The organism is Vibrio sp. SCSIO 43086, from assembly GCF_051132235.1.
In the GTDB taxonomy this organism is placed as follows: domain Bacteria; phylum Pseudomonadota; class Gammaproteobacteria; order Enterobacterales; family Vibrionaceae; genus Vibrio; species Vibrio diabolicus.
The window spans coordinates 1415511-1441051 of sequence record NZ_CP072678.1 but is presented as its reverse complement, the minus strand read 5'-3'; the positions used below and the strand labels follow the sequence as shown (position 1 = coordinate 1441051).

Here is a 25541-nt window from a genome sequence, read left to right as displayed (position 1 = left end):
AATATCAAAACAAATCAACTCTTGTGGAGATGGACATGAATATTGAGCAATGCTGGATGCGCTACTTGAAAGCAGAGCAACTGATGGAACAAGGCCACTGGCCCGAGGCACATCGTTTATACGACGATGTACTCAGCAATCTACCCAACCACATTCATTCGGCGCTCGAAAATGCTCAAACCAAACCTTGTCAGTTTGTCTGTCTCATCACCGGGGCGAGAGATGCGTGCGTCGCACAATCGGAGATTCTCAACAAACTCGGATTACAGCACGATGCTTTTTCAACACTCAATCAAACGTACGCACTATTCCAATTCTTGCAACTAGAGAATCATGAACTTATTGAGCGTGTGGGTCATTTACTTGGTCAACAAAGTGAAGACTTGTTAGCTCATATGGCGGCATTTTGCTCCGCTCAACGTAATGCTCAATGGATGATTGAGCTAGACCATGTGACGCGCGCACATGAGCAGTTTTTGCATTTGCAAGCGATGAGTTCGGCAAAGTCTTCGCCTTCTCACTTTTATAATTAATCTAGAATCCAAGCATTGAGGCCAGCTAGGTTTGTGCTGTCCATTGCTTGAGTATCATTTGCTTTACCAACCACAAGGATCTGTGATGTCTTCTAAAACCATTCTTTCGGTGAATAACCTATCGGTCAGCTTTACGACAAACGATGGGATCGTCGATGCAGTAAAGAATGTTAGCTTCGATTTAAAAGCAGGCGAGACGCTTTCCATCGTTGGCGAGTCTGGGTCTGGCAAGTCAGTATCAACCAATGCACTGATGAAACTATTGCCAGACAACGCTATTTTGCATACGAACTCATCCATCATGTTTGAGGGTAGCTCCATCTTGGATAAAACGGAGCGTGAAATGCAAAGCATTCGCGGTGATCGTATCGGTATGATTTTTCAGGAGCCGATGACCTCATTGAATCCATACATGCGGGTGGGGATCCAAGTCGCTGAGGCCATCATGTGCCACCGTCCAGTGGATAGACGGAAAGCCAAAGCGAGAGTGTTAGAGCTGTTTGAACTGGTTCACATGCCAGAGCCAGAGAAAGCGTACAGCAAATATCCGCACGAGTTTTCTGGCGGTCAGTTGCAACGCATCATGATTGCAATGGCACTGATTAACGAACCCGATATTTTAATTGCCGACGAACCAACCACCGCGTTAGATGTCACGGTTCAAGCAGAAGTGCTGCACCTGATTAAAGAAATTCAGGCTCAGATGGGCATGGCGATACTTTTTATTACTCATGATTTAGGCGTTGTAAAACACTTTGCCGACCGTGTCATTGTGATGTGTAAAGGGGAAGTCGTCGAAGAAGGCGAAACGCAAACACTCTTCGAAGACCCAAAGCACGAATACACACGTATGCTGATCAATTCTATTCCAAAAGGCAGTAAGGACCCTATTAGCGAGAGTGCTACACAACTATTAAAAGCTGACGATATACGAGTCAAATTCTTGATAAAGTCGCATTTTATTGCCAGTAAAAATGAGTACTTCGAAGCGGTAAAAGGCATTTCTCTTGAGCTTAAACAAGGGGAAACACTCGGGATTGTTGGGGAATCCGGTTCAGGCAAGTCTACCCTCGGCCGCGCATTGATAGGTCTCTTGCCATCCACAGGTAAAATCGAATACAAAGGCCAAGATATGGCTTTGCTAACAAACAAAGAACGTTTTGAGCTGAAAAAAGACGTTCAGATGGTGTTCCAAGACCCTTATGGTTCGCTTTCTCCTCGTATGACTATCGGCGAGATCATCACTGAAGGATTAACTGTCCACCAGCCAACGTTGAGTAAAAAAGAACGTATGCAGAAAGCACGCGACGTGCTTCGAGAGGTTCGCTTAGATCCCGCGTCCATCAACCGTTATCCGCACGAGTTTTCAGGAGGCCAGCGTCAGCGTATTGCTATCGCGCGAGCACTGATCCTTGAACCTTCGTTTATTTTGCTTGATGAGCCGACCTCTGCATTGGACCGCTCAGTTCAACTGACTGTGATTGACCTTCTGAAAGATTTGCAGAAAAAGCATAATATTGGCTACTTGTTTATTAGCCACGATCTATCAGTCGTCAAAGCCCTTTCTGATCGTGTTCTAGTCATGCAAAAGGGCGAGGTCATGGAACAAGGTACGGCCGAAAATATTTTCCAAAACCCTAAAAATGACTACACGAAAAAACTGATAGATGCCTCATTTGATCTTGAAAACAGTGAAAATCAGCACAATGCGGCTTAGGTTCATCACAGTTTCATATTCATAAACTAGGATTAAGAAAAGGTGATAAGTTCATCTTGTCTTAAGAATGGCGCAGCTGCCTTTCGGTTTGGCCGCCGAGACTGGTTGGTTCAAGAGTCAGACTTAGTCAACCTGGCTCACATACAAGCAAACAGTATGAATTGAGTTCCCCCAACCATGAAAAATGCCGCGACAGTGTCGCGGCATTTTTTATTCTCAGAAGCTTCGAGCAACTAATGCATTAAATCGACTCAATACCCATATTATGTAACGTAAATGCATACACGTCTGTGGTGAGGTCAATTTGCTTACTCAGCGGCATCCCTGCACCATGACCAGCATTGACATCAATGCGTATCAATACTGGATTAGCACCTTGCTGCTTGTCTTGCAGCTCCGCAATAAACTTGTACGAATGTGCTGGAACCACACGATCGTCGTGATCGGCGGTTGTCACCAATGTCGCAGGATACTGCACGCCTTCTTTTACATTATGAACAGGAGAGTAGCCAAGCAAGTATTGGAACATCGCTTCGCTTTGCTCAGAGGTGCCATAGTCATACTTCCAGCCTTCTCCAGACGTAAACGTGTGGTAACGGAGCATATCAAGCACACCTACGGCTGGCAGCGCCACCTTAAATAACTCAGGACGTTGCGTCATACACGCACCAACCAACAAGCCGCCATTTGAACCACCACGAATCGCTAGACGCTCGGAGCTAGTGTAGTCGTTTTCAATCAGGTATTCCGCCGCAGCAATAAAGTCATCAAATACGTTTTGCTTTTGCTGCTGAGTGCCTGCGTTGTGCCAAGCTTTACCGTATTCACCGCCGCCTCGCATGTTGGCGACAGCGTAAATACCACCCAATTCCAGCCAGTTGGCCACATTGCCAGAAAACATCGGAGTGAGGCTGATGTTAAAACCGCCGTAACCATACAGCATGGTTGGCGCACTGCCATCAAGCGCGATGCCCTTCTTGTATGAGATGATCATCGGAACTTGCGTGCCATCTTTTGAGGTGTAGAACACCTGTTTTGATTCATACTCACTGCGATCGAATGGCGCTTTTGATTCTTGAAACAGCGTCGATTCACCAGACTCAACATCAAATGAGAAGATCGTCGGTGGCGTCACGTAGTTAGTAAAGGTGTAATACAGCGTGGTTTCTTCTTTTTTACCCGCTAGACCATAAGCCGTACCCTCTCCCGGCAGTTCAACATCTCGAATCCACTCACCTCGGTAGTTAAACTGCTGCACTTTAGAAAGTACATCCACCATATAAGTCGCAAACAGATAACCGCCACCTTTGCTGATTTCTAACGGCTGTTCTTGTTCAGCAATCACATCCATCCATTGCGCTGTTCGGGTGTTGTAGCTGACAACTTTGCCATTCGGCGCATCTAGGTTGGTGTAAAGCAGCAAGGTTTCGTCTTGGCTATCAATCAAGTAGGTGTCGCCTTGCGTTGTATCACGAAGCGTCACAATCGCTTGGGACTCAGACTGTAAATCGATATAAAACAGACGATTACCCGATGTGGATTCTGCGCCAGAAATAATGAGGAAGCAATCGTCCGTCGTCGTGGTACCAGACACATAACGGTGAACCTGCGTATCCAACTCACCGAAAATCACTTTATCTTCAGACTGAGGTGTACCAAGTTCATGATAATAAAGCTTGTGATGTTCAGTTCGCGCAGATAACTCACTGCCTTGCGGCTTATCATAGCTTGAGTAATAGAAGCCTTTGCTGCCCAGCCAAGAAATCGACGTAAACTTCGCATCCACAATCTCAGGCTCTAACTGTTCTTTGGTTTCCGCATCAATAACAAAGATCTTGCGCCAGTCACTGCCCCCTTCCGAGATGGAATACGCGACCAAACGATAATCTTTCGAGAAGCTGACTTCGCCAAGAGAGGTCGTGCCCTCTTCAGAGAACGTATTTGGGTCAAGGAAGACTTCGGCTTCTCCCTCGCCTTTACGGCGATACAATACGCTTTGGTTTTGCAAACCGTCGTTTTTGTAGAAATAGGTGTAGTCACCACGTACAAATGGCTGGGAATATTTTTCGTAGTTTTGGCTGTTCGCGACCAAGTCACGGATTTGTTGGCGGTACGGGACCTGACCAAGAAAATCGAAGGTCACTGAGTTTTGACCCGAAACCCATTGTGCGGTTTCTTCGCTGCGATCATTTTCTAACCAGCGATAAGGGTCGGCAATGTCGTGACCAAAGTAAGTGTCCACGACAGAATCTTTACGTGTTTTTGGGTAATGCATAACGTCCGTGTTACTCCGTTGTTTTTATTAAGTTGTTTATTTTCATATCGTTTTATTGCGGTGATTACCTTAGAGCACCCAATATTGATTTCAACGACATTGTTTTAAATCTATGAAGGGACTAGAAATAATGAGATATCGTTAAGTAACGATCACGAATGTGCTCAATAAGCAGTTTCACTTTATTCGGTGGTTGACGAGTAAACGGGTACACCGCATAGATACCCAACTTTTTACCCACTAGTTCAGGAAAAATATCCACCAGTTGGCCATTGCGAATATCGTGATACACCAAGCATCGCGGGACGTAAGCTATACCATGGCCGCCCAGAGCGGCTTTACGTAATGCGGTCGCGTTATCAGTAGAAAAGCAGCCCGATACTTTGACGATGTAATTACCATCTTCGCCTTTAAACTCCCAGTCTGTTGCACCTGTGGTTTGGTAAGCGTATTGCAGACAATTGTGCGTGGTGAGATCAATCGGCTCGATCGGCTTCCCATTTTTAGCGATATATGAAGGGGACGCGCATACCACCCATTGGGAATCGAGAATATGTCGTGCGATCAAACTGGAATCGGCTAGGTAGCCAGTTCGAATGACTAAATCGTAACCATCAGCCACCAAATCGACAAAGCGGTTATCCAATGACATGTCCACGGTCAGACCCGGATGAAGGTTACAAAATTCCGCAACGGCATCAGCAAGTATCAAATCTCCAGAGATACAAGGCACGGACATTTTTATGTGACCGCTCACATTCTCTCCAAAGCCTGCAACAGCGTCCATAGCCTCCTGAGTGGCCTGCTTCACATTTTTAGCACTGTGGAGTAACACCTTACCTGCTTCGGTTAAGGTCAATTTACGCGTTGTTCGATATAATAGCTGCGCCCCTATCTCTTCCTCCAACCTTGCCATTCTTTTGCTAACTACCGAATTTGTAAGGTTATTTGCTTCTGCAACCTTACTAAAACTGCCCAGTTCGATTACTTGAGAAAATAGGATTAAGTCGTCTGCTCTCATACGATTATGTCACTTTTGGAATTAATTATTTTCATTATTTCCCTATATCAACAAAAAATAAAGGAGTAAATTCACGCCAAATTAACAAAACCATTACAACAAAAAGTCACCTCTACAGCGGATTGACACCGTTCGAGAAGTCAGCGTACGAAGGATGTACAAATGAGTGAAACCCTACTTGCCCTAGTGGCATTTTCGCCAATTGTTGTTGCCGCCATCTTATTGGTTGGTCTCAACTGGCCTGCTAAAAAAGCTATGCCTGTTGCGTTCGGTTTAACCGTCGCTATTGCCCTAATGTTTTGGGATATGTCAGCCAATCGCGTACTGGCTTCTGTATTCCAAGGGCTAGGCATTACTGTCTCTGTTCTATGGATCGTGTTTGGTGCCATCTTCTTGCTCAACACTTTAAAACACACTGGAGCGATCACCACTATCCGTAATGGATTTACCGATATTTCAGCTGACCGCCGTGTGCAAGCCATCATCATTGCTTGGTGTTTTGGCTCATTCATTGAAGGCGCATCAGGGTTCGGTACCCCGGCAGCAATTGCTGCGCCACTACTGGTTGCAATCGGCTTCCCTGCGCTAGCCGCTGTCCTAATGGGCATGATGATTCAGTCAACGCCAGTGTCATTCGGTGCGGTGGGCACACCAATCATCGTGGGTGTAAACAAAGGTTTAGACACGCATAACATCAGTGAGTCTTTGGCTGCACAAGGCGCAACATGGGAAATGTACCTGCAAGATATCACCGCGCACGTTGCTGTGATTCACGCTGTTGTAGGTACGATGATCCCTGTATTAATGGCGATGATGTTAACACGTTTCTTCGGCAAGAACAGAAGCTGGAGTGAAGGTCTGGATATTCTACCATTTGCTTTATTCGCAGGCGTCTCTTTCACTGTGCCATACGCGTTAACTGGTGTGTTCTTGGGTGCAGAATTCCCTTCACTTATCGGTGGTTTGGTTGGTCTTTCTATTGTTGTTACCGCAGCGAAAAAAGGCTTCTTAGTACCAAAGACTAAGTGGGATTTCGAAAGCGAAGACAAATGGCCTGCTGAATGGCTGGGCTCGCTAAAAGTCGATCTAAACGACAATCCAGGCAAGCCAATGAGCATCGTAAAAGCTTGGGTACCATATGTAATGCTGGCGGTAATTCTCGTCGCAAGCCGCGTAAGTCCGGAACTGAAAGGCTTTGTACAAAGCGTAAGTTTGTCGTTCAGCAATATTCTTGGTGAGACTGGTGTGAGTGCCGCTATTCAGCCATTGTACCTGCCAGGTGGCATCCTCGTGTTTGTCGCACTGCTTGCCGCAATGTTACAAAGCGGTAGCGCAAAGCCATTGCGTGAAGCGTTTGGCGAGTCAAGCAAAACACTGATTGGCGCGGGGTTTGTCTTGGTATTTACCATCCCGATGGTTCGTATCTTCATCAACTCTGGTATTAACGGCGCTGACCTAGCAAGCATGCCGGTCACAACAGCGAACTTTGCCTCTGACCTTGTCGGTTCTGCGTTCCCAGCACTAAGTGCCACCGTTGGTGCGCTGGGTGCGTTCATCGCTGGCTCAAATACGGTTTCAAACATGATGTTCAGCCAGTTCCAATTCGAAGTGGCACAAACACTGTCTATTTCGAGTGTGATTGTTGTGTCGCTTCAAGCCGTTGGTGCTGCCGCAGGTAACATGATTGCGATTCACAACGTTGTTGCCGCATCAGCCACCGTAGGCTTACTTGGCCGTGAAGGCGCAACATTACGTAAGACTATTATCCCTACGTTCTACTACATTGTAATGACGGGCATTATTGGTTTGGTGTTGATTTACGGCCTCCAAATGACGGATGTCTTGATGAAGTAACACGAAACGCAGGGTTTGTAGCCCTGCCTAATTTGACACAGCTGTCAGCACTACTACCCCGACATGTTGATTTAGCTTGCTACATCAATCCCCCCGACAGCTGTGTCATCCTTTCCAATTTGTATAACTGATTGAGTGATTTAACAAAATTTTTCAATCAATTATGTAAATGAGTTACCAACATCACCAGTTCAAACGTAAGTGAACCATAGGTAACTATACTCATTTTGATGCCTTCACTGCTTTGCGATGAAGGCTCAACGAAAGAGCAAATTGCTCCACAACTTTGCTTAGAATAACCGCTAGGACACCATTATGATTATCTCAGCTTCTACTGACTACCGCGCTGCCGCGAAAGCCAAACTTCCCCCGTTTCTATTCCATTATATTGATGGCGGCTCTTACGACGAACGCACGCTGAAGCGTAATACTGACGATTTAGGTGATGTCGCCCTTCGCCAACGCGTCCTACGCGATATGACAGATTTGAGCCTAGAAACCGAGATCTTCGGTGAGAAACTGGCAATGCCAATCGCGCTAGCTCCTGTTGGTCTAACTGGTATGTACGCGCGCCGAGGCGAAGTGCAAGCAGCAAAAGCGGCCGAGAAGAAAGGCATCCCGTTTACTATGTCGACCGTTTCGGTTTGTCCTATTGAAGAAGTCGCACCTGCAATTGAACGTCCAATGTGGTTCCAGCTTTACGTGCTTAAAGACCGTGGCTTTATGAAGAACGTGCTTGAGCGTGCAAAAGCAGCGGGCGTCACAACGCTGGTGTTTACCGTTGATATGCCAGTTCCTGGCGCGCGTTACCGTGACATGCACTCAGGTATGAGTGGCCCTAACGCAGCCATGCGTCGTGTATTCCAGGCGATGCGCCACCCAAGCTGGGCACTGGATGTGGGTCTACTTGGTAAGCCGCACGACTTAGGTAACATCTCAACGTATCGCGGCGAACCAACAAAACTAGAAGATTACATCGGCTGGTTAGGCGCAAACTTCGACCCGTCTATCTCCTGGAAAGATCTTGAGTGGATTCGTGACTTTTGGGATGGCCCTATGGTCATCAAAGGCATCCTCGACGAAGAAGACGCGAAAGATGCGGTACGTTTCGGCGCGGATGGCATTGTGGTATCTAACCATGGTGGTCGTCAGTTAGATGGCGTACTTTCAAGTGCTAAAGCACTACCAAGCATTGCAGATGCGGTAAAAGGCGATCTTAAAATCTTTGTTGACTCAGGTATCCGTACTGGTCTTGATGTGGTTCGTATGCTCGCACTTGGTGCAGACTGCACACTGCTTGGTCGTTCATTTGTGTACGCATTGGCTGCGCAAGGCGGCGCAGGCGTTGAAAACCTACTGGATCTGTACGACAAAGAAATGCGTGTAGCTATGACGCTTACTGGTGCGAAGTCTATCGCGGACCTTTCTCGCGATTCCTTGGTGAAAATCCCATAATCTTTGCAGGCGAGCAAAACAGAAACGAAAAAACGAGCCACAGTTGGCTCGTTTTTTATTGCTCTTCAACCCGATAATTTGACGAGCAAGCTAGCTTACTTGGTGAACGTACTCAATCACGACTTGGTTTCCGTCGATAAACACGTTACTGATATCACCATCCACCGTCACACGATTTTGTAAATAAACCGTACCAGATGCAGATAGATCACGCTCCGTCAAAGACGGAATCACCTGACCAGGACGTACATGTAGCTGCTCGCATAGCTGTTTTACAAAACCTAGCGTCAGTGGAGAATTACCACGTAACAAGCCAGAAAACTCGTGTAGACTCAAACCAAGGCGCTTCGCCATTTCCATTTGAGTGATGTGCATTTTGGCTTTTTGTGACATCCAGATGTCGTAGAGCGCGTTTCGATCCAGCTCTGTAAATTCCATATCTGCCTCCGCTAATTCAAGAGCCAATACACTCTCACACTTACTTAAGATAAATGTTAGCGATAAGTCAGAGAAGTTATAATTGATCGTTCAAATATCAACGCACATCGGAGATGACGAAGCTCCGCACACGAATGGAACGGCGGCTCATCACCCAGTTTCGACCACTCACTTTTCACCTCACGAAATAGCCTACCTCAGGCGATTTATACATAAGTAAATGATTTAAAGGAAATCACTGGGGTGAAGGAGTAATATCTGCTACCTTTCCTTCCATGGTTCACTAGAAAGAAGTTACATATGTCACAGTGGTTTACCGATTTGCAAATCTATATTGAAACATCTCATCAAGATTGGAGTGGAAGTGTCCTTTTCATTACACTCGCCAGCTTTATTGCTTGGATAGCTTGGCGACTGATCCGCTCTCGTCTCGCAGTACTAGTAGAGAAAACCCCTTTCCACTGGGATGACATGTTGCTTGACGCGCTAAAAGCGCCAGTCAGTACACTCATTTGGTGTTGGCCTGCAACCGTCTCTATCGGCATCATATTAGAGAGCGAGCTCAACGATAAAATAAACTGGTTAAGCACGCTGAAACTGATTTTGGTGATCAGTATCTTCGTCTGGACCGTTATGCGACTCATCACCAATGTTGAAGAGTACGTCCTAGAACAAAAAAACCGAGATGAAACCACAGTGCAAGCGATAGCTAAAGTCGCGCGCTTGTTCTTTATTACCGTCGGAATTCTCACTGTGATGCAGGCGTTTGGCTTGTCACTGTCAGGATTGCTCACCTTTGGTGGTGTCGGTGGTTTAATCGTTGGTTTAGCGGCGAAAGATCTACTATCGAACTTCTTTGGCGGCCTTATGATCTACTTCGATCGACCGTTTAAAGTTGGCGACTGGATCCGCTCTCCAGATCGCCAAATTGAAGGTACGGTAGAGCGAATTGGCTGGAGAATGACCATCATACGAACTTTCGACAAGCGTCCTCTTTATGTGCCAAACTCTGTGTTTAGCAACATAGTCGTAGAAAACCCATCTCGCATGCTAAACCGACGCATCTACGAAAAAATTGGACTTCGTTACGACGACGCCGAAAAAATGCCGCAAATCATTACAGCGGTGAAAGAGATGCTTAAGAATCACAAAGATATTGATGCACGCCAAACGCTTATCGTCAACTTCGATACGTTCGGTCCATCGTCACTGCATTTCTTCATTTATACTTTCACAAAAACCGTGAATTGGGTGAGATACCATGAAGTTAAACAGGATGTTCTTCTTCAAGTAATTAACATCATTAAAGAACACGAAGCAGATATCGCCTTCCCAACTCAAACACTCAAGCTCGACCCAGTTCAAATGATAAAAGCTGAAGAGCAAGAAGATCACGGCTTCTAATTTCCACCAATACCAATAACAAAGCCCGCTTTATTTAAGCGGGCTTTTTCATTTTTTATTTGCTTGGATTGGTTAGTGTTGCATTAACACCATACGAGCATTCAATGGTTGGATGGGACGATTGTTTTTCCCCATCACTTTCGTAAACGCTTTAATCTGCTCAGGGGAAATGGTTTGTGCTTCTTTCATTACTAACCAACGTACCCCTTCAGAGCATGGTGGTGTCGTTAGTGAGCCATTAAAGCGATAATACGCTTTGTCTTTTGGAAGCAACGCATCCGCTTCAAATGGCAATTTAATCTCTACACCTTGATCTTTACTTGGTATGGTTGCTAGTAACCTCGCTAAATCTGGGTTCGCTTTTCCGGATTGAAAAAACACGGCCACAACCGCCAAATGGCCAGTTGTATCAGCATGCACAAAGTGCGCTTCTAATGGGTATTCTTTGCCATCCACATGGTTTTCTGACGGAGTATGGAAGTGGAACTGCTTTAACGTGAATGCATTGCCATCAATCAACAGTGTGTTGTCACCCTCTAGGCTGGTTTGCAGGGTGTGGCCGTTATTGAGCAATGAGATTGCTTTGCCATGGTAGTCGAACTGCAATTTGTCTAACTTCGCTTCTGCTGCGGAGACAATATTAATTGGGCTTTGGTTTTGACCTTTGGAACATTCAGACGCAAACTCGCCCCAATGCTCAGGCCCGTGACTCCCCTCGTAACCCCAGCTTGCTGCATAAGCTGTTCCTGTAAATACCAACGCCAAACCTAGTGCTGCCAGTGACTTCTTCATAGTTTTCCTTATTCCTTCAAGTTAAATGTTGTGAAAACAAAACCATACTAATCGCACAGAATTAAGCGGGAATAGAGTGAAAACTATGATTACAAAAGTTTTTTGGAATAGATGCCTCTAGTTATGCAATTGATATGATGCTCAAAATTGAACATCAACGATTATCGAGTCGGTATAAGTGCCAGATGGTGGGGTGGTTTGGCTTGTTATTATCTCTGCGCGATAATTGAAGTTCTGCGGAGTGATGCCATCGGGAATGGTGTCACCCGTATCCACATCGCTCTGTTCACGACGTTCAGAACCAGTACCCCCCCACCGCTCCGTCGATGAGGATTTATAGATTTCATACTCCAAATAGTTACCGCCAGATGCCATGCGTCGTTGGCCTCCGGAGGCATTCACACCGTCGTTTAAACCAATGGTAAAAGCACTGTTCTTGGTACAGGTTAATGATATAACCTGACTGACAGGGTCAAAACCTGCCACCAATGGTGATGAACCAAAATTAATATCTGGCGCCGTGATCATACAATCGGGAGTGACTTCTAACTCTACCGTAATCAAGCTTTGTGCATTGCCTGTTTCTCGCCCAAGACATACGCCTCCAACTCCAATTCCTGAGCAATAATTCCAAATCCAAGACACCGTAATTTGGTCTCGATAAGTCCCTGCTGAGAGATTACTACCAGCTCCTGTCCGGGCATAAAGCGGAAATTCAGCTTGAGTGCCAAATAAACCTAGTAAATCGAGCAGCCCAATTTCAAAAAAATTGTAAGTTTGGCCAAAAATGTACTCTTGCGAAAGGCTTGGGTCTCCAAAAATCTGATAGCTAAGTTCCGAGCTGATATCCGCCGCATTAAGCAACCGCCCATCGTTAGTGCTGTTAAACGTTGCAGACACATAATCGCCACTCAACAAAGAAACAAGTGTAGAAAAGTCACACGTTATCCCAGCATGAGGCTGGGCTGAGCTCTGTTGCTGAATAGTTGAAACGGTAAACGAGGAAACGCTTCCAAATTGAATCAAAGGCGTCGGCGCAGTGAGCTCACAAGCCATGTTACCGGACGATATAAAAAGAAGAAAAAACCAAAGATAACGAGAATACCGACTCATAATTGTACCTCTGCTTTTTGCTCTTTCGTGCAGACTTGTTTACCTAATGTCTCTATTTTCTCGCTCCGTGTTTGATAGAGTCCCGTTATAAATACTTTACATGGTGGAAAGCCTTCGGGGTAAAAGATAATGTACTCACCTACATTACGCCCCTCAAAATACGTTACTCCATCCCAACCAATTTGCCCAACCACTCCAGTATCTGATTGACCATAAGTTCCTAACGGCAAGTAGGCGTCATTTTCATCAACAACCTCCATACTTAACGCAACTTGCAAAGCTATTGGGAACTCGAGCAAATAGCCATACCCAGAATGTATCGACGCGTATTGTTCTGTTGTTGGGAAAAAAGCATTGGCAGGTAATCTAAGCGGATCAATTTCATATTTTGCGGTGTAATATGCCATTGCCCACGGTACAAGTAAGTAACCGTCATCATCAGTCAATCCAACGACTTGATTCTCATATTTGACGGGCACACCTTCAAAACCGCTAGTACTGACAACAGCGAAACTATCATACACATTATTTGCAGGGAATATTTCACCATCGAGTGACGCAACCGAACCCGACATTTCGGCAAAATAATCGTAATTACCACTCGTCCCATTTAAGCCCGCTCGGAACTCCGCCCAAGAGGCTCGGTAAGTAACATCGGCCTGCTTTCTATTGTCAGGCTTTTCATTAATATCATGCGCTAAGTTGATTCCCCAACCACCTCGAATCGGCGCAAGTCGACTAACACTAGCACGGCCACCAATATGACCATCGCTTTCACGCTTCATGGTTAATCCCGCGCTACCAGAGAAGGCACTCAAAGGTAATGAGAATTGTGCTAGCGTAACGGCCTCTCCACCTATGCTCCGATTAAACGATAATGACATGTTGATATCGAACGGAAGCGAGCGGCTGTAAGTTACATTAAGTATTCTCGATCGAGAGTCGGTTTGCTGAACATCAAAGTATCCCCCTGATAACGAACCCCACTCATTCAGCCGGGCGCCAACATTTATCTGAGAGACATGCCGAGATAAATTCTCTCGCTCGTTAATGTCGTCACTTCTCAAGTTCTCTGGTGTTTGGGAGAGCGTGTAAAATCCCTCGCTCTCAACTTGGGTACGAGCGGAAAAGCTAAACATTCGAGATTGATAACTATAACCAACTGAATAGGAACTCGCTCTCTGCTCATAATTGCTAAACCTTACCGCCCCATCAATCGTTCCCATATTGAATAGGTTGGTAACAAAACCGACTCCCGCAACAATTAAGTCATCTTTCGCTTCGGTTTGTGCCTCCAACGTTAGCCAGTTTGTCATTCCGTGCCTCGCAGCTGCGACAACAGCACCATCGCCATAGTCATTTGAAGCGTTGCCATAGTTTCGGCGTAAAGCACCAAAACTGGCGTTGTAAGAGGTATAGTTAGCCTTCAGCAAGTTAGCTGAAAGGAAAAATGGACTGGTCATTGCAGTCCGCCTTCCCTGGGCATCCGTTGCAATCACTGTCGCTTCACCAGCTCCCGATACCATTGGAATATCATTGATAACAAACGGTCCCGGCCCCACAAACATTGAATCGGTTTTTAATCCGTTTACAAATAAATCTAACGTCGTGGGAGCAGTTACTTCGCCATAAAATGCAGGTAAAGGTGCGGTAACCACGTCTGGACGCATAGAGAAGTCATGTGACAGTTGAATACCAGCCATTCGAACTGGTTGACTCCACGCAAGGGGCCTCACAATGTAATCCCCTACTTCAAAGCGCAATCGACGACTTTGATCAACATATTCGTACCTCGTGTCGAAGCGCGTATATTTATTACTTTGTTGCGCTTGAACGTCTCGATGAAGGTTAGATTTAAATATTCCCGTCGTAGAAAGTACGCCGAATTCGGAAAAGGCTCTCAATTCGTGGTTAATAGATACTTCTTTTTGACTACTATCGTGATCATAAACACCAAACACACTGTAATTAAATAACCCACCAGTTCCGAATTTAGCGGGCGAAAAACGCCTCCTGTTCTGCGCAGAAAAGCGTTGCATCGGCAACCAATTAGGAGGCACTGTGATTAATAATTGCAGTGACGATTGCAAATAATCGACCTCTACACCCGATATTGATGTTATGTCTAACTTCTCTTGCGTCCCAGGTAATACATCCGCGACCACGCCAGCAGACAGTAAATCGTCTCTATACACGAAGTAACGCTCGCCTTTACGTTCAACATCCGCGATTAAACCAGTCGGTCGTTGATTAATAACTAGTTCTAACGACAAATGAATATTTTCAAAGTTCTCATAAGAAAAGTTTTCAGGACTAGGTAACTGCGATAAATGGGCCACTACGTTGTCGCACCAAACCACACCAGGCGTCATACTGGTAAATAAACAAGATAGATATAAAATCTTATTCATTTTGTTCGAGTGGAATAACGTAACGCTTACCTTCAATATCCGCCTTTACTTTTATATTTTTCATATTGGAGTAAGAAATAGGCCACGTTTTATATTGCTCAGGTAATATATACCCTGCTAACCCTTTCGAAACGATAAAAGGCGATTGGTTTGGTGCGGTCACTGCTAGGTTGACTAATCTGACATAGTGATTACTGGTGTTTTCTATATGAATAAGGTCCTTATCTTTACTCTTTATAATCTTTGCCTGTAGTCCGTTCCAAACTTCATTTGTTCCTTGGGATTGTCTTTTCATCCCTTTACCGTACATAAACAATGGTATGGAATATCTCATTCTCACTTTTACTGCCAGATCATTTTCTTTATTTTCATCTTGAGGCCCTTTAGCTGGCGGGAGTTCGTCGATGATAATACGATATGCGTACTCTTTATTTGAAAGCGCTCCATCTTGATTTAATATACGAATAAGTTGCTTGGCACCAGGTGCAATTTTCACAAAAGGAGGCGTAGCTATCAGTTGTCGTTGCTGCGCATATGTATCCTGCCCATCCTTCTGTCCCCACTGAAAAATACGAACCTGCAAATAAAAATCTTCAGTGCCTTGATTAACCATCCAAATTGATGTCGCATTCGATTCAGAAGATATTTTAGGGTAAATAGGCCAAATAAGGAGAGAATTAGCATAGGCCTGTGAAGTTAACGTTGATAAGAAAATAGTGACGAAAACCAGTCTTTTTATTATTAAATCCATTTAATTTCTCCGAAGGTTATCATTTCTTCGAAACAGCGCTTACCACTCAAGCGTTAAGGTAAGAGTATCTGTATAAATACCAGCGATTTCATTTCCATTTAATATCGCCTTTGCCCAAATTGGCACCTGAATGTTGTCAGGGTCTTCATTAGTTCCAACAGAATAGGGGGTATCAATGTCTAATACTTGAGAGTGTTCTGCATCTTCAAATAATAAATAATCCACCGTACTCGACTTTTCTGTGTGCTTCAGCTTGCGTACCCCTACCGAAGCGTTCAAACCACCGTCAATCTTAATATTCATGGCTATGCCAGGGGTACAACTTAACGTAAGCCCACCGTTGTAGGTGATGCTGCCTTCGACTTCCGCAGCATAAATAGCTGAATGTTCACCAAAGTTTAACTCTCCTATTGTTCCAATTTGAGTGTTACTCTCTTCTGTCAGCGCACCATTGATCAGACATCCCGTATCAATGGTCGCTGACACTTGGAAAGTTTCACTCTGCGCTGCAAAAATAGGATAGGAAAAAGTGGCACAGGCGGTGAATAAAAATGCTTTGAGTAATATAGAGTTCACTTACCAACTCAGAGTTACGTTTAGTGTATCAACATAATTTCCTGCGACGCTGCTGGTACCGTATGCCGTGGCGTACAAATTAATGGTCTCTGAATCAACACCATTAAATGTAGAGAGTGCTATCGGGTTACTCGAGGTAAACTGGGTAGAACGATCTGAATCAGTGAAGAGAGTGTAATCCACAAACTCGGATCCGTTGGTCATTGCGTGATTACCTGTCGTCGAACTGGGATCGTTGGCACCACTGACTAAAGAGAAAGTAGGCGTGACTCCATTGCTGCAAAGTATTTCGATCCCCGTACCACCTTCCCCAGTCAAGACTGCTTCTTGCTCAGTAAAAATGGCCGGAACGTCACCAAAATTTAATGAGCCAAAACCGATATTACTGGAACCGTTCACCGCATTGTTGCCATTAATGACACAGCCTTCCACTAAATTGATCGAAACGTCTATCGTACCGCTAATTGTCTCTGCCCTCGTTTGTAAGCTCAACACTGTAAATAACAAGGGAATAATCAAACAAAAAATTTTCATATGAAGCTCCATTTCTATCTCTGTGAACTCTATACAGATGATTGTATTATTAGTTATAGCTCAACAAATAAAACAAAGTGCATATCAAGATTAAAAAGATAAAAAGAAGTCAGTTCATTGTAGTTGTCAAAAGAAAAGCAGTGCTTTACACCGAGATATTCTTTTAGGTTGGAATATAAAACCACCAATTAACCATATTAAATAAAAGGTCTTTAGTGTATTCTGCATACGTTGAAACACGAAGAAGGCAGTTTTTTCTGAATTAGACAGCTTTTAGAAACGAAAAGAGATAGGGTGTGAGCTAAATAATAAAAAATCTAACCGTTTAAAAAATCTAAGCGTTAAAAAACGAAAAAACGCCCCTTTCGGAGCGCTTTCTTATTTGAGCAGATTATTCCCAGTCAAGGATAACTTTGCCAGACATGCCTGAACGCATGACATCGAAGCCTTCTTGGAAGTCATCAATCTTGTAGTGGTGCGTAATAATTGGTGATAGATCCAGACCAGATTGAATCAGTGAAGCCATCTTGTACCATGTTTCGAACATTTCACGACCATAGATGCCTTTGATAACTAGGCCTTTGAAGATAACTTGGTTCCAATCAATGCCCATATCTGATGGTGGAATACCGAGTAATGCAATACGGCCACCGTGGTTCATTGTGGTTAGCATTGAGTTGAATGCCGCTGGGTTACCAGACATTTCTAGGCCTACGTCAAAGCCTTCTGTCATGCCTAGTTCAGCCATTACATCTTCAAGCTTCTCTTCAGCAACATTTACTGCGCGTGTTACACCCATTTTACGAGCTAGCTCTAAACGGTACTCGTTTACGTCTGTGATAACCACATGACGAGCGCCGACGTGTTTCGCAACTGCAGCGGCCATGATGCCGATTGGGCCAGCACCAGTGATGAGCACGTCTTCGCCGACTAGATCGAAAGAAAGCGCAGTGTGTACCGCGTTACCGAACGGGTCGAAGATCGATGCTAGATCGTCAGAAATCTCGTCAGGGATCTTAAACGCGTTAAATGCAGGAATCACTAGGTATTCTGCAAATGCGCCTTCACGGTTTACACCCACACCGATCGTGTTGCGACACAAGTGAGTACGACCGCCACGACAGTTACGGCAGTGACCACAAGTGATGTGACCTTCACCAGATACGCGGTCACCGATTTCAAAGCCACGAACTTCCTGACCAATCGCAACCACTTCACCCACGTATTCGTGACCTACAACCATAGGCACTGGAATTGTCTTTTGTGACCATTCGTCCCAGTTGTAGATGTGTACGTCCGTACCACAGATAGCGGTTTTCTTAATTTTGATCAGAATGTCATTATGGCCAACTTCAGGTTTATCAACCTCAGTCATCCAGATGCCTTCTTCAGGCTTTAGCTTTGATAATGCTTTAATTTTCATAATGTAACCTTAATTAAAGGCCCTATTATCTAGGACCTAGAGTCTTAAATAAGACCCATGTCCTTACCAACTTCGATGAACGCATCAATTGCACGATCTAGCTGCTCACGAGAATGCGCTGCTGACATTTGAGTACGGATACGCGCTTGGCCTTTTGGTACCACAGGGAATGAGAAGCCGATTACGTAGATGCCTTTCTCTAGTGCTCGCTCAGCAAATTCTGCTGCCACTTTCGCATCACCTAGCATGATTGGAATGATCGCATGGTCAGCGCCGCCCATTGTGAAACCAGCAGCTTCCATACGTGCGCGGAAGTGTGCTGCGTTTTCCCATAGACGGTCACGTAGGTCACCGCTCTCTTCTAGTAGATCTAGAACTCGGATAGAAGCGCTTACGATTGCTGGTGCAACAGAGTTAGAGAATAGGTATGGACGAGAACGCTGACGTAGCCAGTCAATCACTTCCGCTTTACCAGACGTGTAACCGCCTGAAGCGCCACCCATTGCTTTACCTAGCGTACCTGTAATGATGTCGATACGGTCAACCACGTTGTGGTATTCGTGCGTACCTGCACCCGTTTTACCCATGAAGCCAACCGCGTGAGAGTCATCAACCATGGTCAGTGCGCCGTATTTTTCAGCTAGGTCACAAATAGCCGGAAGGTTCGCCACTACGCCATCCATTGAGAACACACCGTCAGTAACGATAAGAATGTGGCGTGCGCCTGCTTCTTTCGCAGCAATCAGTTGTTGCTCTAGCTCTTCCATGTTGTTGTTTGAGTAACGGAAGCGCATTGCTTTACATAGACGAACACCGTCGATGATTGACGCGTGGTTTAGTGCGTCTGAAATAATTGCGTCTTCTTTACCGAGAATGGTTTCAAACAGACCTGCGTTTGCATCGAAGCAAGAGGTGTAAAGAATCGTATCTTCTTTACCTAGGAACTTAGACAACTTCTGCTCAAGCTCTTTGTGGATGTCTTGAGTACCACAGATGAAACGTACTGAAGCCATACCAAAGCCGTGTTCGTCCATACCCGCTTTACCCGCTTCAATTAGCGCAGGATGGTTAGCAAGACCAAGGTAGTTGTTTGCACAGAAGTTTAATACTTCTTCTCCGGTAGAGATTTTAACAGCCGCTTGCTGCTGAGACGTGATTACGCGCTCTGATTTGTAAAGACCTTCAGCCTTCACTTCTTCAATTTGCTGCTGAATCTGTTGGTAGAATGCAGAAGACATTTGAAATTCCTTCCTGGTTATTTTGGCGAGTATTTACTCGTTTAGAATTAGGTTGAGCCTTTATGTGACGGGCATCACGGGCTATCACTCATCAATTAATTGTAGTGTAATTCAAGGAAGGAAGAAGGATTATCCCTTAAGGTGGAAAAGCATTAATGAATTCAAGGCACGAATTCAATTAATGCTTTCCTATATTATTGTAATAAAAGGAGTTATCGCCCAGTTGGTTGTTTAAGTAGTGCTTCAAAGTCTTTGGCTGGTAACGGGCGGCTATAGTGGAAACCTTGCCCGAACTCACAGTTTAAGCCTTTTAGATAATCGACATGACGCTGTTCTTCAATGCCTTCAGCAACAATCTTAAGGTTCAGCGCTTTCGCCATTGCAATGATCACGTTGACGAGCTCACGATCGGAGTCGTTTTCGAACATATTTTGCATAAAGCTGCGATCAATCTTAAGGCGATCGAACGGGAATTTCTGTAAGTAACTCAACGCAGAATAGCCAGTACCAAAGTCATCGATGGTAAGCTTAGTGCCTAACGCTCTTAAGTTATTGAGCATGTCTAATAGCTCTGAGTCGTGGTTAAAGAGAAGGCTCTCTGTCACTTCAATATCGAACTTATCTGATGGAAGACCAGACTCCTCAAGGCTGTTCTTAATAAACGCAAGTAAGCGATCACAATACCTAAATTGAACACTGGAGAAATTCACAGAAACAAACAGCGGCGTCAGACTTTGCCATTGCGCCGCTTGGCGGCACGCTTGCTGGATAGCGAATTCACCAATTTGATGAATCAAGCCATTTTTCTCAGCAATAGAGATAAACTCTTCAGGATTTACGAATCCGTACTTCTCATCATTCCAACGCATTAACGCTTCTGCGCCAACAATTTTACCACTGCGCAGCTCAATAATAGGTTGATAATACAACTCTAGTAATTGGCTGGAGATGGCATTTCTTAGTCGATTTTCCAAATCCAAATAGCGTTGCAAGTCTTGGTTCATATTGTGGTTATAAAAGCAGAAGGCATCGCGTCCATCTTGCTTCACGCGATACATCGCCATGTCAGCACAGGCGAGGAGCTGCTCGGCATTATCTCCATCATCCGGAAATACAGACATTCCGACGCTGCTACTCAAGAAGAATTCATGGTTGTTCCATACAAATGGATCGTTAAACGCCGAAAGCACGCTTGAAGCAACGCGCTTCGCGGTGTCGTTGTCAGGTAAGTCAGGAATCACTAATAAAAACTCATCCCCACCAATTCTCGCCAGTAAGTCTGTTTTTCTCGCGACTTGATGCAGTCGTTGAGCACTAAGTTTAAGGATCTCGTCCCCAACAAAGTGACCCATTGAATCGTTAATCTGCTTAAAGTGGTCTAAATCAATAAACATGACCAATACTTTTGAACCACTACGTGACGCTCTAATCAACTCCAAAGCCAGTCTCTCAGAACCGTAGCTGCGATTAGGCAAGTTAGTCAACGTATCGTATTTAGCTTGGAAGGCGAGTTCTTTTTCAGACGCTTTTCGGCGTTCAATTTCGTTAGTTAGTTTTCGGTTCTGTTGAGAAAGTATGTCTTTTCGCTTTTTCTCTTCTTCAAGTTTAATTTTCAATTCAATTCTATTATTGTTTGTGATGAACGCATAACACAGCGCAATAACAACCATAACAGCAAGAATACTCAAACCGAGAATGAAGATCCGTGATGTGAAAATATCTCGCTCACTCAAAGGCTCAAACCAAGCCATAAGTTTGAAGTGATGTTTTTCAACAGGCACTTCAAAATATATCTTTCCATCAACGGCTTCAGATATTAAATAATTCTCATCTTTATTATGAGAAGACGTTTTATTTATTGTATCCCATACGACCATCTCAACGTCTTTTATTTTGAGCACCATCCGGCTATAACTGTCTTCGTGCTCTTGATTAGTGAGCTGATCAATAACAATGTTTTTATTGAGATCTGCAATTAGAAAGGCAACTGGCTTTCCAGAGAACTTAACTTGCTTAATGACTTGAATACGCACGTCGTCGTTATATCGAGTTGCACAAACCTCTTCGGGATGCCCATGTTGAGTCATTAAGGTTTGGATATCCATCTTATGCTCTATGTTGTCTTCAGAGCCCGTCGTGACAATCGTTGTGCCATCACTGCCTACCAGTGTGAGCTTTTTATAGATTTGGCTGCTATTAATTAACTTACCATCTATCTTTTCATCGAAACGACGCTTCAAGTTAATTAAACTCGCTCCTAATCCGTACTCCATTGACATGCCAGAGGCTAAATTAGCAAAGAAGGTTTGTACTGTTTTATCTGTAGATAAATTATCAACATCCTCACTGGCAATGGTAAATAAATTATCGAGTGTGCTTGCGTAGCTTTTTACTTTTAAACCGAGTTCCCTATGTTGGGATTCTTTTAATTTATTTTGCCCCAAACTTGTCACAACAATAAGCATAGCTAAATAAATAGAGACTAATATTGCGCTTATTGCAATAAATTTTTTACTGGATATTTTTTTAACGGCCTTTTTCATCGGGTTTTCTTACTATCTTCTATGAAGTAATCGTTATAAAAGTAGTAAATAGATGGATAGTATTTTTTTACTAATTTTTCGTAGGTTCCATCTTTCTTTATTGAATCTAAATAACGATCAAATGCTTTGCGTAATTCCGGCGAGTTTTTCCGGAATGCAACAGCCATTTTCTGATTTTCGGATACTGGACCAATGACTTTTATTTCACCTGGCCATTTTTCTAATGCAATTAACGTATCGGCGACGTCTAGTAATGTGCTTTCCGCATCATTTTTCATTATCGCTGGCACCATCTCATTAAGAAGACGAGCCCCATCAGGCAGTATGACTTTTGCGCCTGTGTCATATAAGTCATAAAGGTTAGGGTCCAAACAAGAGTGCTCCAACGCCAACACTTCGCGACCATGAATAAGCTGCTTGACGGTTTTTACATCTTCATCAACCGAACCACTTGGTTTAATCGGACTCAGCGTGGAATCTGTTCTGGAAACTAACCAAACGCCCGACGGGAAGTAATCTTGTGAAAAGTCTAAAACTTCAGAGCGCCAGTCAAGAATGGTAACGCCATTTGCGATCAAGTCACCCTCGATTGGAACACTTTCTCCCACAACAGCTTGCTTATTATGGTATTGAACATCTTGGCCCGTCAGCTTACCGACCATATCGCTCCACTGAGCTGGAACATATTGGTACTTGACGCCCAACGACTTGGCAAAGCCTTTTACTATCTCTACATCTAAGCCAGTCAAGGTTTCCACTTCACCTTGTTCAATATAAGAAACGAAGTTAGCGTACGGCACACCAATATGGCGCAACACTCCGCGATCACGAATCTGTTGTAAGTCGTCTGACCAAGCGGAAGAGGACATAACAGAGGCCGCCATAAGCGCCATCGCCGCTAAAGTTCTTTTGAATGTTTTGACTGACATAATAATATCCTTACCTTTCACAAAGCGCCCAATCATGGGCGCTTGAGTGATAAACAACGATGTTAGAACGACGAGTAATACAAATTCGTCATCGCCACCACGAGCCCTTCAACATCCTGCTCGTCATGGAACAAGTGCGTGGAGATACGGAGTGCGTAAGTATCAAAGTCATCATCTTTATGCAGCTTAAAGCTGGTTGTTCGAATGATATAGCCATATTCTTCACGCAGACGATCTCTGAATTCAGTCAATATGTCTTCATTCGTCACATCAGAGAATGGGTTAACTGTGGTTAAGCCACTCGTTAAACCTTCCACGTTTGGCGAGTACATTTGGGCTTGTGGCAAGTACTCTTGTAGTAAGGTTTTACACAAACTACCAAGACTTAGAACACGTTCCTCAATGCGGTCACGGCCAATCTCATCCCACATTTTACAGCTATCAACTAACGCTTGTTTCGCAGGATAGTTGTCGTTCCCGATGTACTGCATCTGTAACTGCTTACCTAAGTAATCCGCATGAGAAAGTGAAGAGTTGATCAACCACAACGGGTTTTCACGATCACTCCAATACTCATTCAAACGATTGGCATTATCACGTACGTACAAAATACCGGTTGCACCAGGACCACACTGCCATTTGTGACCAGAACCTGCATAGAAATCACAATCCATATCATGGAAATCGAGGTCAAACATACCGACAGTATGCGCTCCATCTACAAGCGTAGGCACACCATATTCTTTCGCTAGAGCACAAATGGCTTTGGCTGGTAACGCCGTTCCCGTTTTATAGGTGATATGAGAGAACATGATGAGGCGAACGTTTTGATGCGCATCAAGCGCGTCGCGGAAAGCTTGGATGTAATCTTGTTCAGAAACGTCTTCAGTACCGGTAAATACTGGTAGTTGAATTTCAACAACATCGACGCCAAAACGATGTTTTGCGACATTCATCGGTGATGTTGCAGCCATATGCTCATGGTGCGTCGTTAAAATCACATCACCTGGTTCAAAGTGTAAGCCGTTAATGATCGAACATAGACCATCAGTAGTATTGCGGCTGAGAATGATTTCTTCTGGGTTAGCACCAAAGCCAGGCGCTACTTCTTGAACCATCTCAGAGACATAAGGCCAAGAGCCAAATTTGCCCTTCATATCCCAAGGATATTTAGCCACCAACTTGTTGTTATGCTCGTAATCTTGAAGAACTTGTCTTGGCATAGAACCCGTTGTGCCAATGTTCATGTAAGTCGTACGTTTATCCAAAACGAACTGTCGTTGCACTTTACGCCAAAAGCGCTTATCGTGTTTTCTACCTAGCCCGCGGCTGCTCCAATCAATTTTCTGTTCTCGTGCTTGAACTGCGCCCGAGAAAGCGGAAGCACTCACACCAGCAACAACAGCTCCTGTTGCGCCTTTCAGAAAATTACGGCGGCTGCTATTAGTCTGAATAGATTCCTTGTCTTTCATCTTTTTCAATCCTTGTCGGAAATTAGCCATATTATTAATTTTAAGTGCGTAACTATCTGTTACTAAAACATTATTACCCATTAAAACCAGAGTTTAATTTTTTCCTCTGCCATTAAGTGACTTTAGTTCCAATTTTTTATCTTATTTGATGATATAAGCAACAGTTTGACCACAAACCTATAAACAACCATGTTCACATTAAAATATTCATTAAATTGATTATTTTTTATAGAAGACAATTCCGGCAACTTCTTTATAAATCAATTATGAGCTTTGTTATAAAGTCATTAAAAATTTAACTTTGCGTTAATTTAAAAATATTCAGGCTATTTTTTGATTGACGTCTATTCTTTTTATATCTGAACAATCTCAATATGTTAAGTCTTAATAAAGGAGAACTGGTTTCGCAGATAGATACCAGTTTAAGACCATAGAGTGAGACACATCACTCTCTGACATAAACCCACCGCTCAACAGACATAAGGAAGAGAAGTTTTCACTAATATGTGCTTGAGCGTACAACCAAAAAGAAGGAAGTCCCATGTTAAAAGGATTGCTATGCATTTCAGTTGCTGCCACTCTCGTAGCCGCTCCTAACGTACTTGCGCAGACTGTCGCGATGACCGATCTCAACAGTAAGAAGAGCGCTGGCACCATTGAGATTTCACAAAGTGACTATGGCGTGGTATTTATGCCTCAGTTATCAGGTTTGTCATCAGGGGTGCACGGCTTCCATGTTCACACCAATCCATCGTGCGATAGCGCGGAGAAGAATGGCAAAACCGTCCTTGGCGGTGCAGCAGGTGGTCACTATGACCCCAGCAACACAGGGAAACATGGCTACCCTTGGACCGATGACAATCATTTAGGCGACCTGCCTCCACTCTATGTGGACATGGATGGCAATGCCAATCAGCCCGTTGTCGCGCCTCGCCTAAAATTATCAGATTTAAAAGGCCGAGCATTAATGATTCATGCTGGTGGTGACAATCATTCCGACCATCCTGCTAAATTAGGCGGCGGCGGTGCGCGCGTTGTATGTGGCGTTATTAAGTAGTCATT

Annotated in this window: 20 protein-coding genes; 6 read left to right on the top strand and 14 right to left on the bottom strand. The window is 44.3% G+C overall.

The annotated features are described in order from the left end of the window. Window positions 1–35 precede the first annotated feature (35 nt). Window positions 36–533 (top strand): hypothetical protein, encoded by a 498-nt coding sequence (locus tag J8Z23_RS22650; RefSeq protein WP_434635442.1) that lies wholly within the window; start codon window positions 36–38, stop codon window positions 531–533. Between the two features lie 85 nt (window positions 534–618). Beyond that, window positions 619–2250, top strand: coding sequence for an ABC transporter ATP-binding protein (locus J8Z23_RS22645; protein ID WP_301567110.1), 1632 nt, complete (start codon window positions 619–621; stop codon window positions 2248–2250). Between the two features lie 241 nt (window positions 2251–2491). Here the strand turns inward: J8Z23_RS22645 and J8Z23_RS22640 are convergent, their stop codons facing one another. After that, entirely contained in the window at window positions 2492–4525 is a 2034-nt protein-coding gene (locus J8Z23_RS22640; protein ID WP_434635441.1) for a prolyl oligopeptidase family serine peptidase, read from the bottom strand. Window positions 4526–4646: 121 nt separating this feature from the next. Further along, a complete protein-coding gene (locus tag J8Z23_RS22635) occupies window positions 4647–5546 on the bottom strand; it encodes a LysR family transcriptional regulator (RefSeq protein ID WP_005375112.1) in 900 nt (299 codons plus the stop codon). 162 nt (window positions 5547–5708) lie between these two features. On the opposite strand from J8Z23_RS22635, the gene J8Z23_RS22630 reads away from it, so the two are divergent. Together J8Z23_RS22630 and lldD are read left to right on the top strand one after the other, a co-directional pair. Further along, window positions 5709–7400, top strand: coding sequence for an L-lactate permease (locus J8Z23_RS22630; protein ID WP_006741952.1), 1692 nt, complete (start codon window positions 5709–5711; stop codon window positions 7398–7400). A gap of 315 nt (window positions 7401–7715) precedes the next feature. Next, window positions 7716–8855, top strand: a complete 1140-nt coding sequence (lldD, locus tag J8Z23_RS22625) for an FMN-dependent L-lactate dehydrogenase LldD (RefSeq protein WP_005383962.1) — start codon at window positions 7716–7718, stop codon at window positions 8853–8855. 90 nt (window positions 8856–8945) lie between these two features. Here lldD and J8Z23_RS22620 read toward each other — a convergent pair whose 3' ends face one another. Next, window positions 8946–9293, bottom strand: coding sequence for a helix-turn-helix domain-containing protein (locus tag J8Z23_RS22620; protein ID WP_005375109.1), 348 nt, complete (start codon window positions 9291–9293; stop codon window positions 8946–8948). A gap of 300 nt (window positions 9294–9593) precedes the next feature. Between J8Z23_RS22620 and J8Z23_RS22615 the strand changes: the two genes are divergently transcribed. Beyond that, window positions 9594–10697: a mechanosensitive ion channel family protein gene (locus J8Z23_RS22615; RefSeq protein WP_434635439.1), complete on the top strand. Its 1104-nt coding sequence runs from the start codon at window positions 9594–9596 to the stop codon at window positions 10695–10697. A gap of 72 nt (window positions 10698–10769) precedes the next feature. Here the strand turns inward: J8Z23_RS22615 and J8Z23_RS22610 are convergent, their stop codons facing one another. From J8Z23_RS22610 to J8Z23_RS22560, 11 genes are all read right to left on the bottom strand, one after another. Continuing rightward, window positions 10770–11489: a carbonic anhydrase gene (locus tag J8Z23_RS22610; RefSeq protein ID WP_434635437.1), complete on the bottom strand. Its 720-nt coding sequence runs from the start codon at window positions 11487–11489 to the stop codon at window positions 10770–10772. A gap of 141 nt (window positions 11490–11630) precedes the next feature. Then, the gene (locus tag J8Z23_RS22605) at window positions 11631–12602 is read right to left on the bottom strand and encodes a Csu type fimbrial protein (RefSeq protein WP_012842427.1); all 972 of its coding nucleotides are present in this window, start codon (window positions 12600–12602) and stop codon (window positions 11631–11633) included. Next, a complete protein-coding gene (locus J8Z23_RS22600) occupies window positions 12599–14974 on the bottom strand; it encodes a fimbria/pilus outer membrane usher protein (RefSeq protein ID WP_434635848.1) in 2376 nt (791 codons plus the stop codon). Before J8Z23_RS22600 ends, J8Z23_RS22605 begins: the two co-directional genes overlap by 4 nt. Window positions 14975–15005: 31 nt before the next feature. Continuing rightward, window positions 15006–15764, bottom strand: a complete 759-nt coding sequence (locus tag J8Z23_RS22595; protein WP_434635436.1) for a fimbrial biogenesis chaperone — start codon at window positions 15762–15764, stop codon at window positions 15006–15008. 39 nt (window positions 15765–15803) lie between these two features. Further along, window positions 15804–16340 (bottom strand): Csu type fimbrial protein, encoded by a 537-nt coding sequence (locus J8Z23_RS22590; RefSeq protein WP_237309164.1) that lies wholly within the window; start codon window positions 16338–16340, stop codon window positions 15804–15806. After that, window positions 16341–16886, bottom strand: coding sequence for a Csu type fimbrial protein (locus tag J8Z23_RS22585; RefSeq protein ID WP_047009589.1), 546 nt, complete (start codon window positions 16884–16886; stop codon window positions 16341–16343). A gap of 379 nt (window positions 16887–17265) precedes the next feature. Next, a complete protein-coding gene (gene tdh / locus J8Z23_RS22580) occupies window positions 17266–18297 on the bottom strand; it encodes an L-threonine 3-dehydrogenase (protein WP_005394871.1) in 1032 nt (343 codons plus the stop codon). Between the two features lie 44 nt (window positions 18298–18341). Continuing rightward, window positions 18342–19535, bottom strand: coding sequence for a glycine C-acetyltransferase (locus J8Z23_RS22575; protein WP_005394869.1), 1194 nt, complete (start codon window positions 19533–19535; stop codon window positions 18342–18344). A 212-nt stretch (window positions 19536–19747) separates the two neighbouring features. Then, a complete protein-coding gene (locus J8Z23_RS22570; RefSeq protein ID WP_434635435.1) occupies window positions 19748–22078 on the bottom strand; it encodes a putative bifunctional diguanylate cyclase/phosphodiesterase in 2331 nt (776 codons plus the stop codon). Beyond that, window positions 22075–23007 (bottom strand): transporter substrate-binding domain-containing protein, encoded by a 933-nt coding sequence (locus J8Z23_RS22565; RefSeq protein ID WP_005394865.1) that lies wholly within the window; start codon window positions 23005–23007, stop codon window positions 22075–22077. The genes J8Z23_RS22570 and J8Z23_RS22565 overlap by 4 nt, the downstream gene beginning before the upstream one ends. Before the next feature lie 62 nt (window positions 23008–23069). Further along, window positions 23070–24479, bottom strand: coding sequence for an aminotransferase class V-fold PLP-dependent enzyme (locus J8Z23_RS22560; RefSeq protein ID WP_006741963.1), 1410 nt, complete (start codon window positions 24477–24479; stop codon window positions 23070–23072). Between the two features lie 541 nt (window positions 24480–25020). Between J8Z23_RS22560 and J8Z23_RS22555 the strand changes: the two genes are divergently transcribed. Then, a complete protein-coding gene (locus tag J8Z23_RS22555) occupies window positions 25021–25536 on the top strand; it encodes a superoxide dismutase family protein (protein ID WP_005394862.1) in 516 nt (171 codons plus the stop codon). Window positions 25537–25541 lie beyond the last annotated feature (5 nt).

Excerpts from the sequence above, each read along its gene's own strand:
- J8Z23_RS22565 (WP_005394865.1), bottom strand. The coding sequence starts at position 23,007 with ATGTCAGTCAAAACATTCAAAAGAACTTTAGCGGCGATGGCGCTTATG.
- J8Z23_RS22595 (WP_434635436.1), bottom strand. The coding sequence starts at position 15,764 with ATGGATTTAATAATAAAAAGACTGGTTTTCGTCACTATTTTCTTATCA.
- J8Z23_RS22650 (WP_434635442.1), top strand. The coding sequence starts at position 36 with ATGAATATTGAGCAATGCTGGATGCGCTACTTGAAAGCAGAGCAACTG.
- lldD (WP_005383962.1), top strand. The coding sequence starts at position 7,716 with ATGATTATCTCAGCTTCTACTGACTACCGCGCTGCCGCGAAAGCCAAA.
- J8Z23_RS22610 (WP_434635437.1), bottom strand. The coding sequence starts at position 11,489 with ATGAAGAAGTCACTGGCAGCACTAGGTTTGGCGTTGGTATTTACAGGA.
- J8Z23_RS22555 (WP_005394862.1), top strand. The coding sequence starts at position 25,021 with ATGTTAAAAGGATTGCTATGCATTTCAGTTGCTGCCACTCTCGTAGCC.
- J8Z23_RS22600 (WP_434635848.1), bottom strand. The coding sequence starts at position 14,974 with ATGACGCCTGGTGTGGTTTGGTGCGACAACGTAGTGGCCCATTTATCG.
- J8Z23_RS22575 (WP_005394869.1), bottom strand. The coding sequence starts at position 19,535 with ATGTCTTCTGCATTCTACCAACAGATTCAGCAGCAAATTGAAGAAGTG.
- J8Z23_RS22640 (WP_434635441.1), bottom strand. The coding sequence starts at position 4,525 with ATGCATTACCCAAAAACACGTAAAGATTCTGTCGTGGACACTTACTTT.
- J8Z23_RS22570 (WP_434635435.1), bottom strand. The coding sequence starts at position 22,078 with ATGAAAAAGGCCGTTAAAAAAATATCCAGTAAAAAATTTATTGCAATA.
- tdh (WP_005394871.1), bottom strand. The coding sequence starts at position 18,297 with ATGAAAATTAAAGCATTATCAAAGCTAAAGCCTGAAGAAGGCATCTGG.
- J8Z23_RS22645 (WP_301567110.1), top strand. The coding sequence starts at position 619 with ATGTCTTCTAAAACCATTCTTTCGGTGAATAACCTATCGGTCAGCTTT.
- J8Z23_RS22630 (WP_006741952.1), top strand. The coding sequence starts at position 5,709 with ATGAGTGAAACCCTACTTGCCCTAGTGGCATTTTCGCCAATTGTTGTT.
- J8Z23_RS22615 (WP_434635439.1), top strand. The coding sequence starts at position 9,594 with ATGTCACAGTGGTTTACCGATTTGCAAATCTATATTGAAACATCTCAT.
- J8Z23_RS22585 (WP_047009589.1), bottom strand. The coding sequence starts at position 16,886 with ATGGAGCTTCATATGAAAATTTTTTGTTTGATTATTCCCTTGTTATTT.
- J8Z23_RS22620 (WP_005375109.1), bottom strand. The coding sequence starts at position 9,293 with ATGGAATTTACAGAGCTGGATCGAAACGCGCTCTACGACATCTGGATG.
- J8Z23_RS22635 (WP_005375112.1), bottom strand. The coding sequence starts at position 5,546 with ATGAGAGCAGACGACTTAATCCTATTTTCTCAAGTAATCGAACTGGGC.
- J8Z23_RS22560 (WP_006741963.1), bottom strand. The coding sequence starts at position 24,479 with ATGAAAGACAAGGAATCTATTCAGACTAATAGCAGCCGCCGTAATTTT.
- J8Z23_RS22605 (WP_012842427.1), bottom strand. The coding sequence starts at position 12,602 with ATGAGTCGGTATTCTCGTTATCTTTGGTTTTTTCTTCTTTTTATATCG.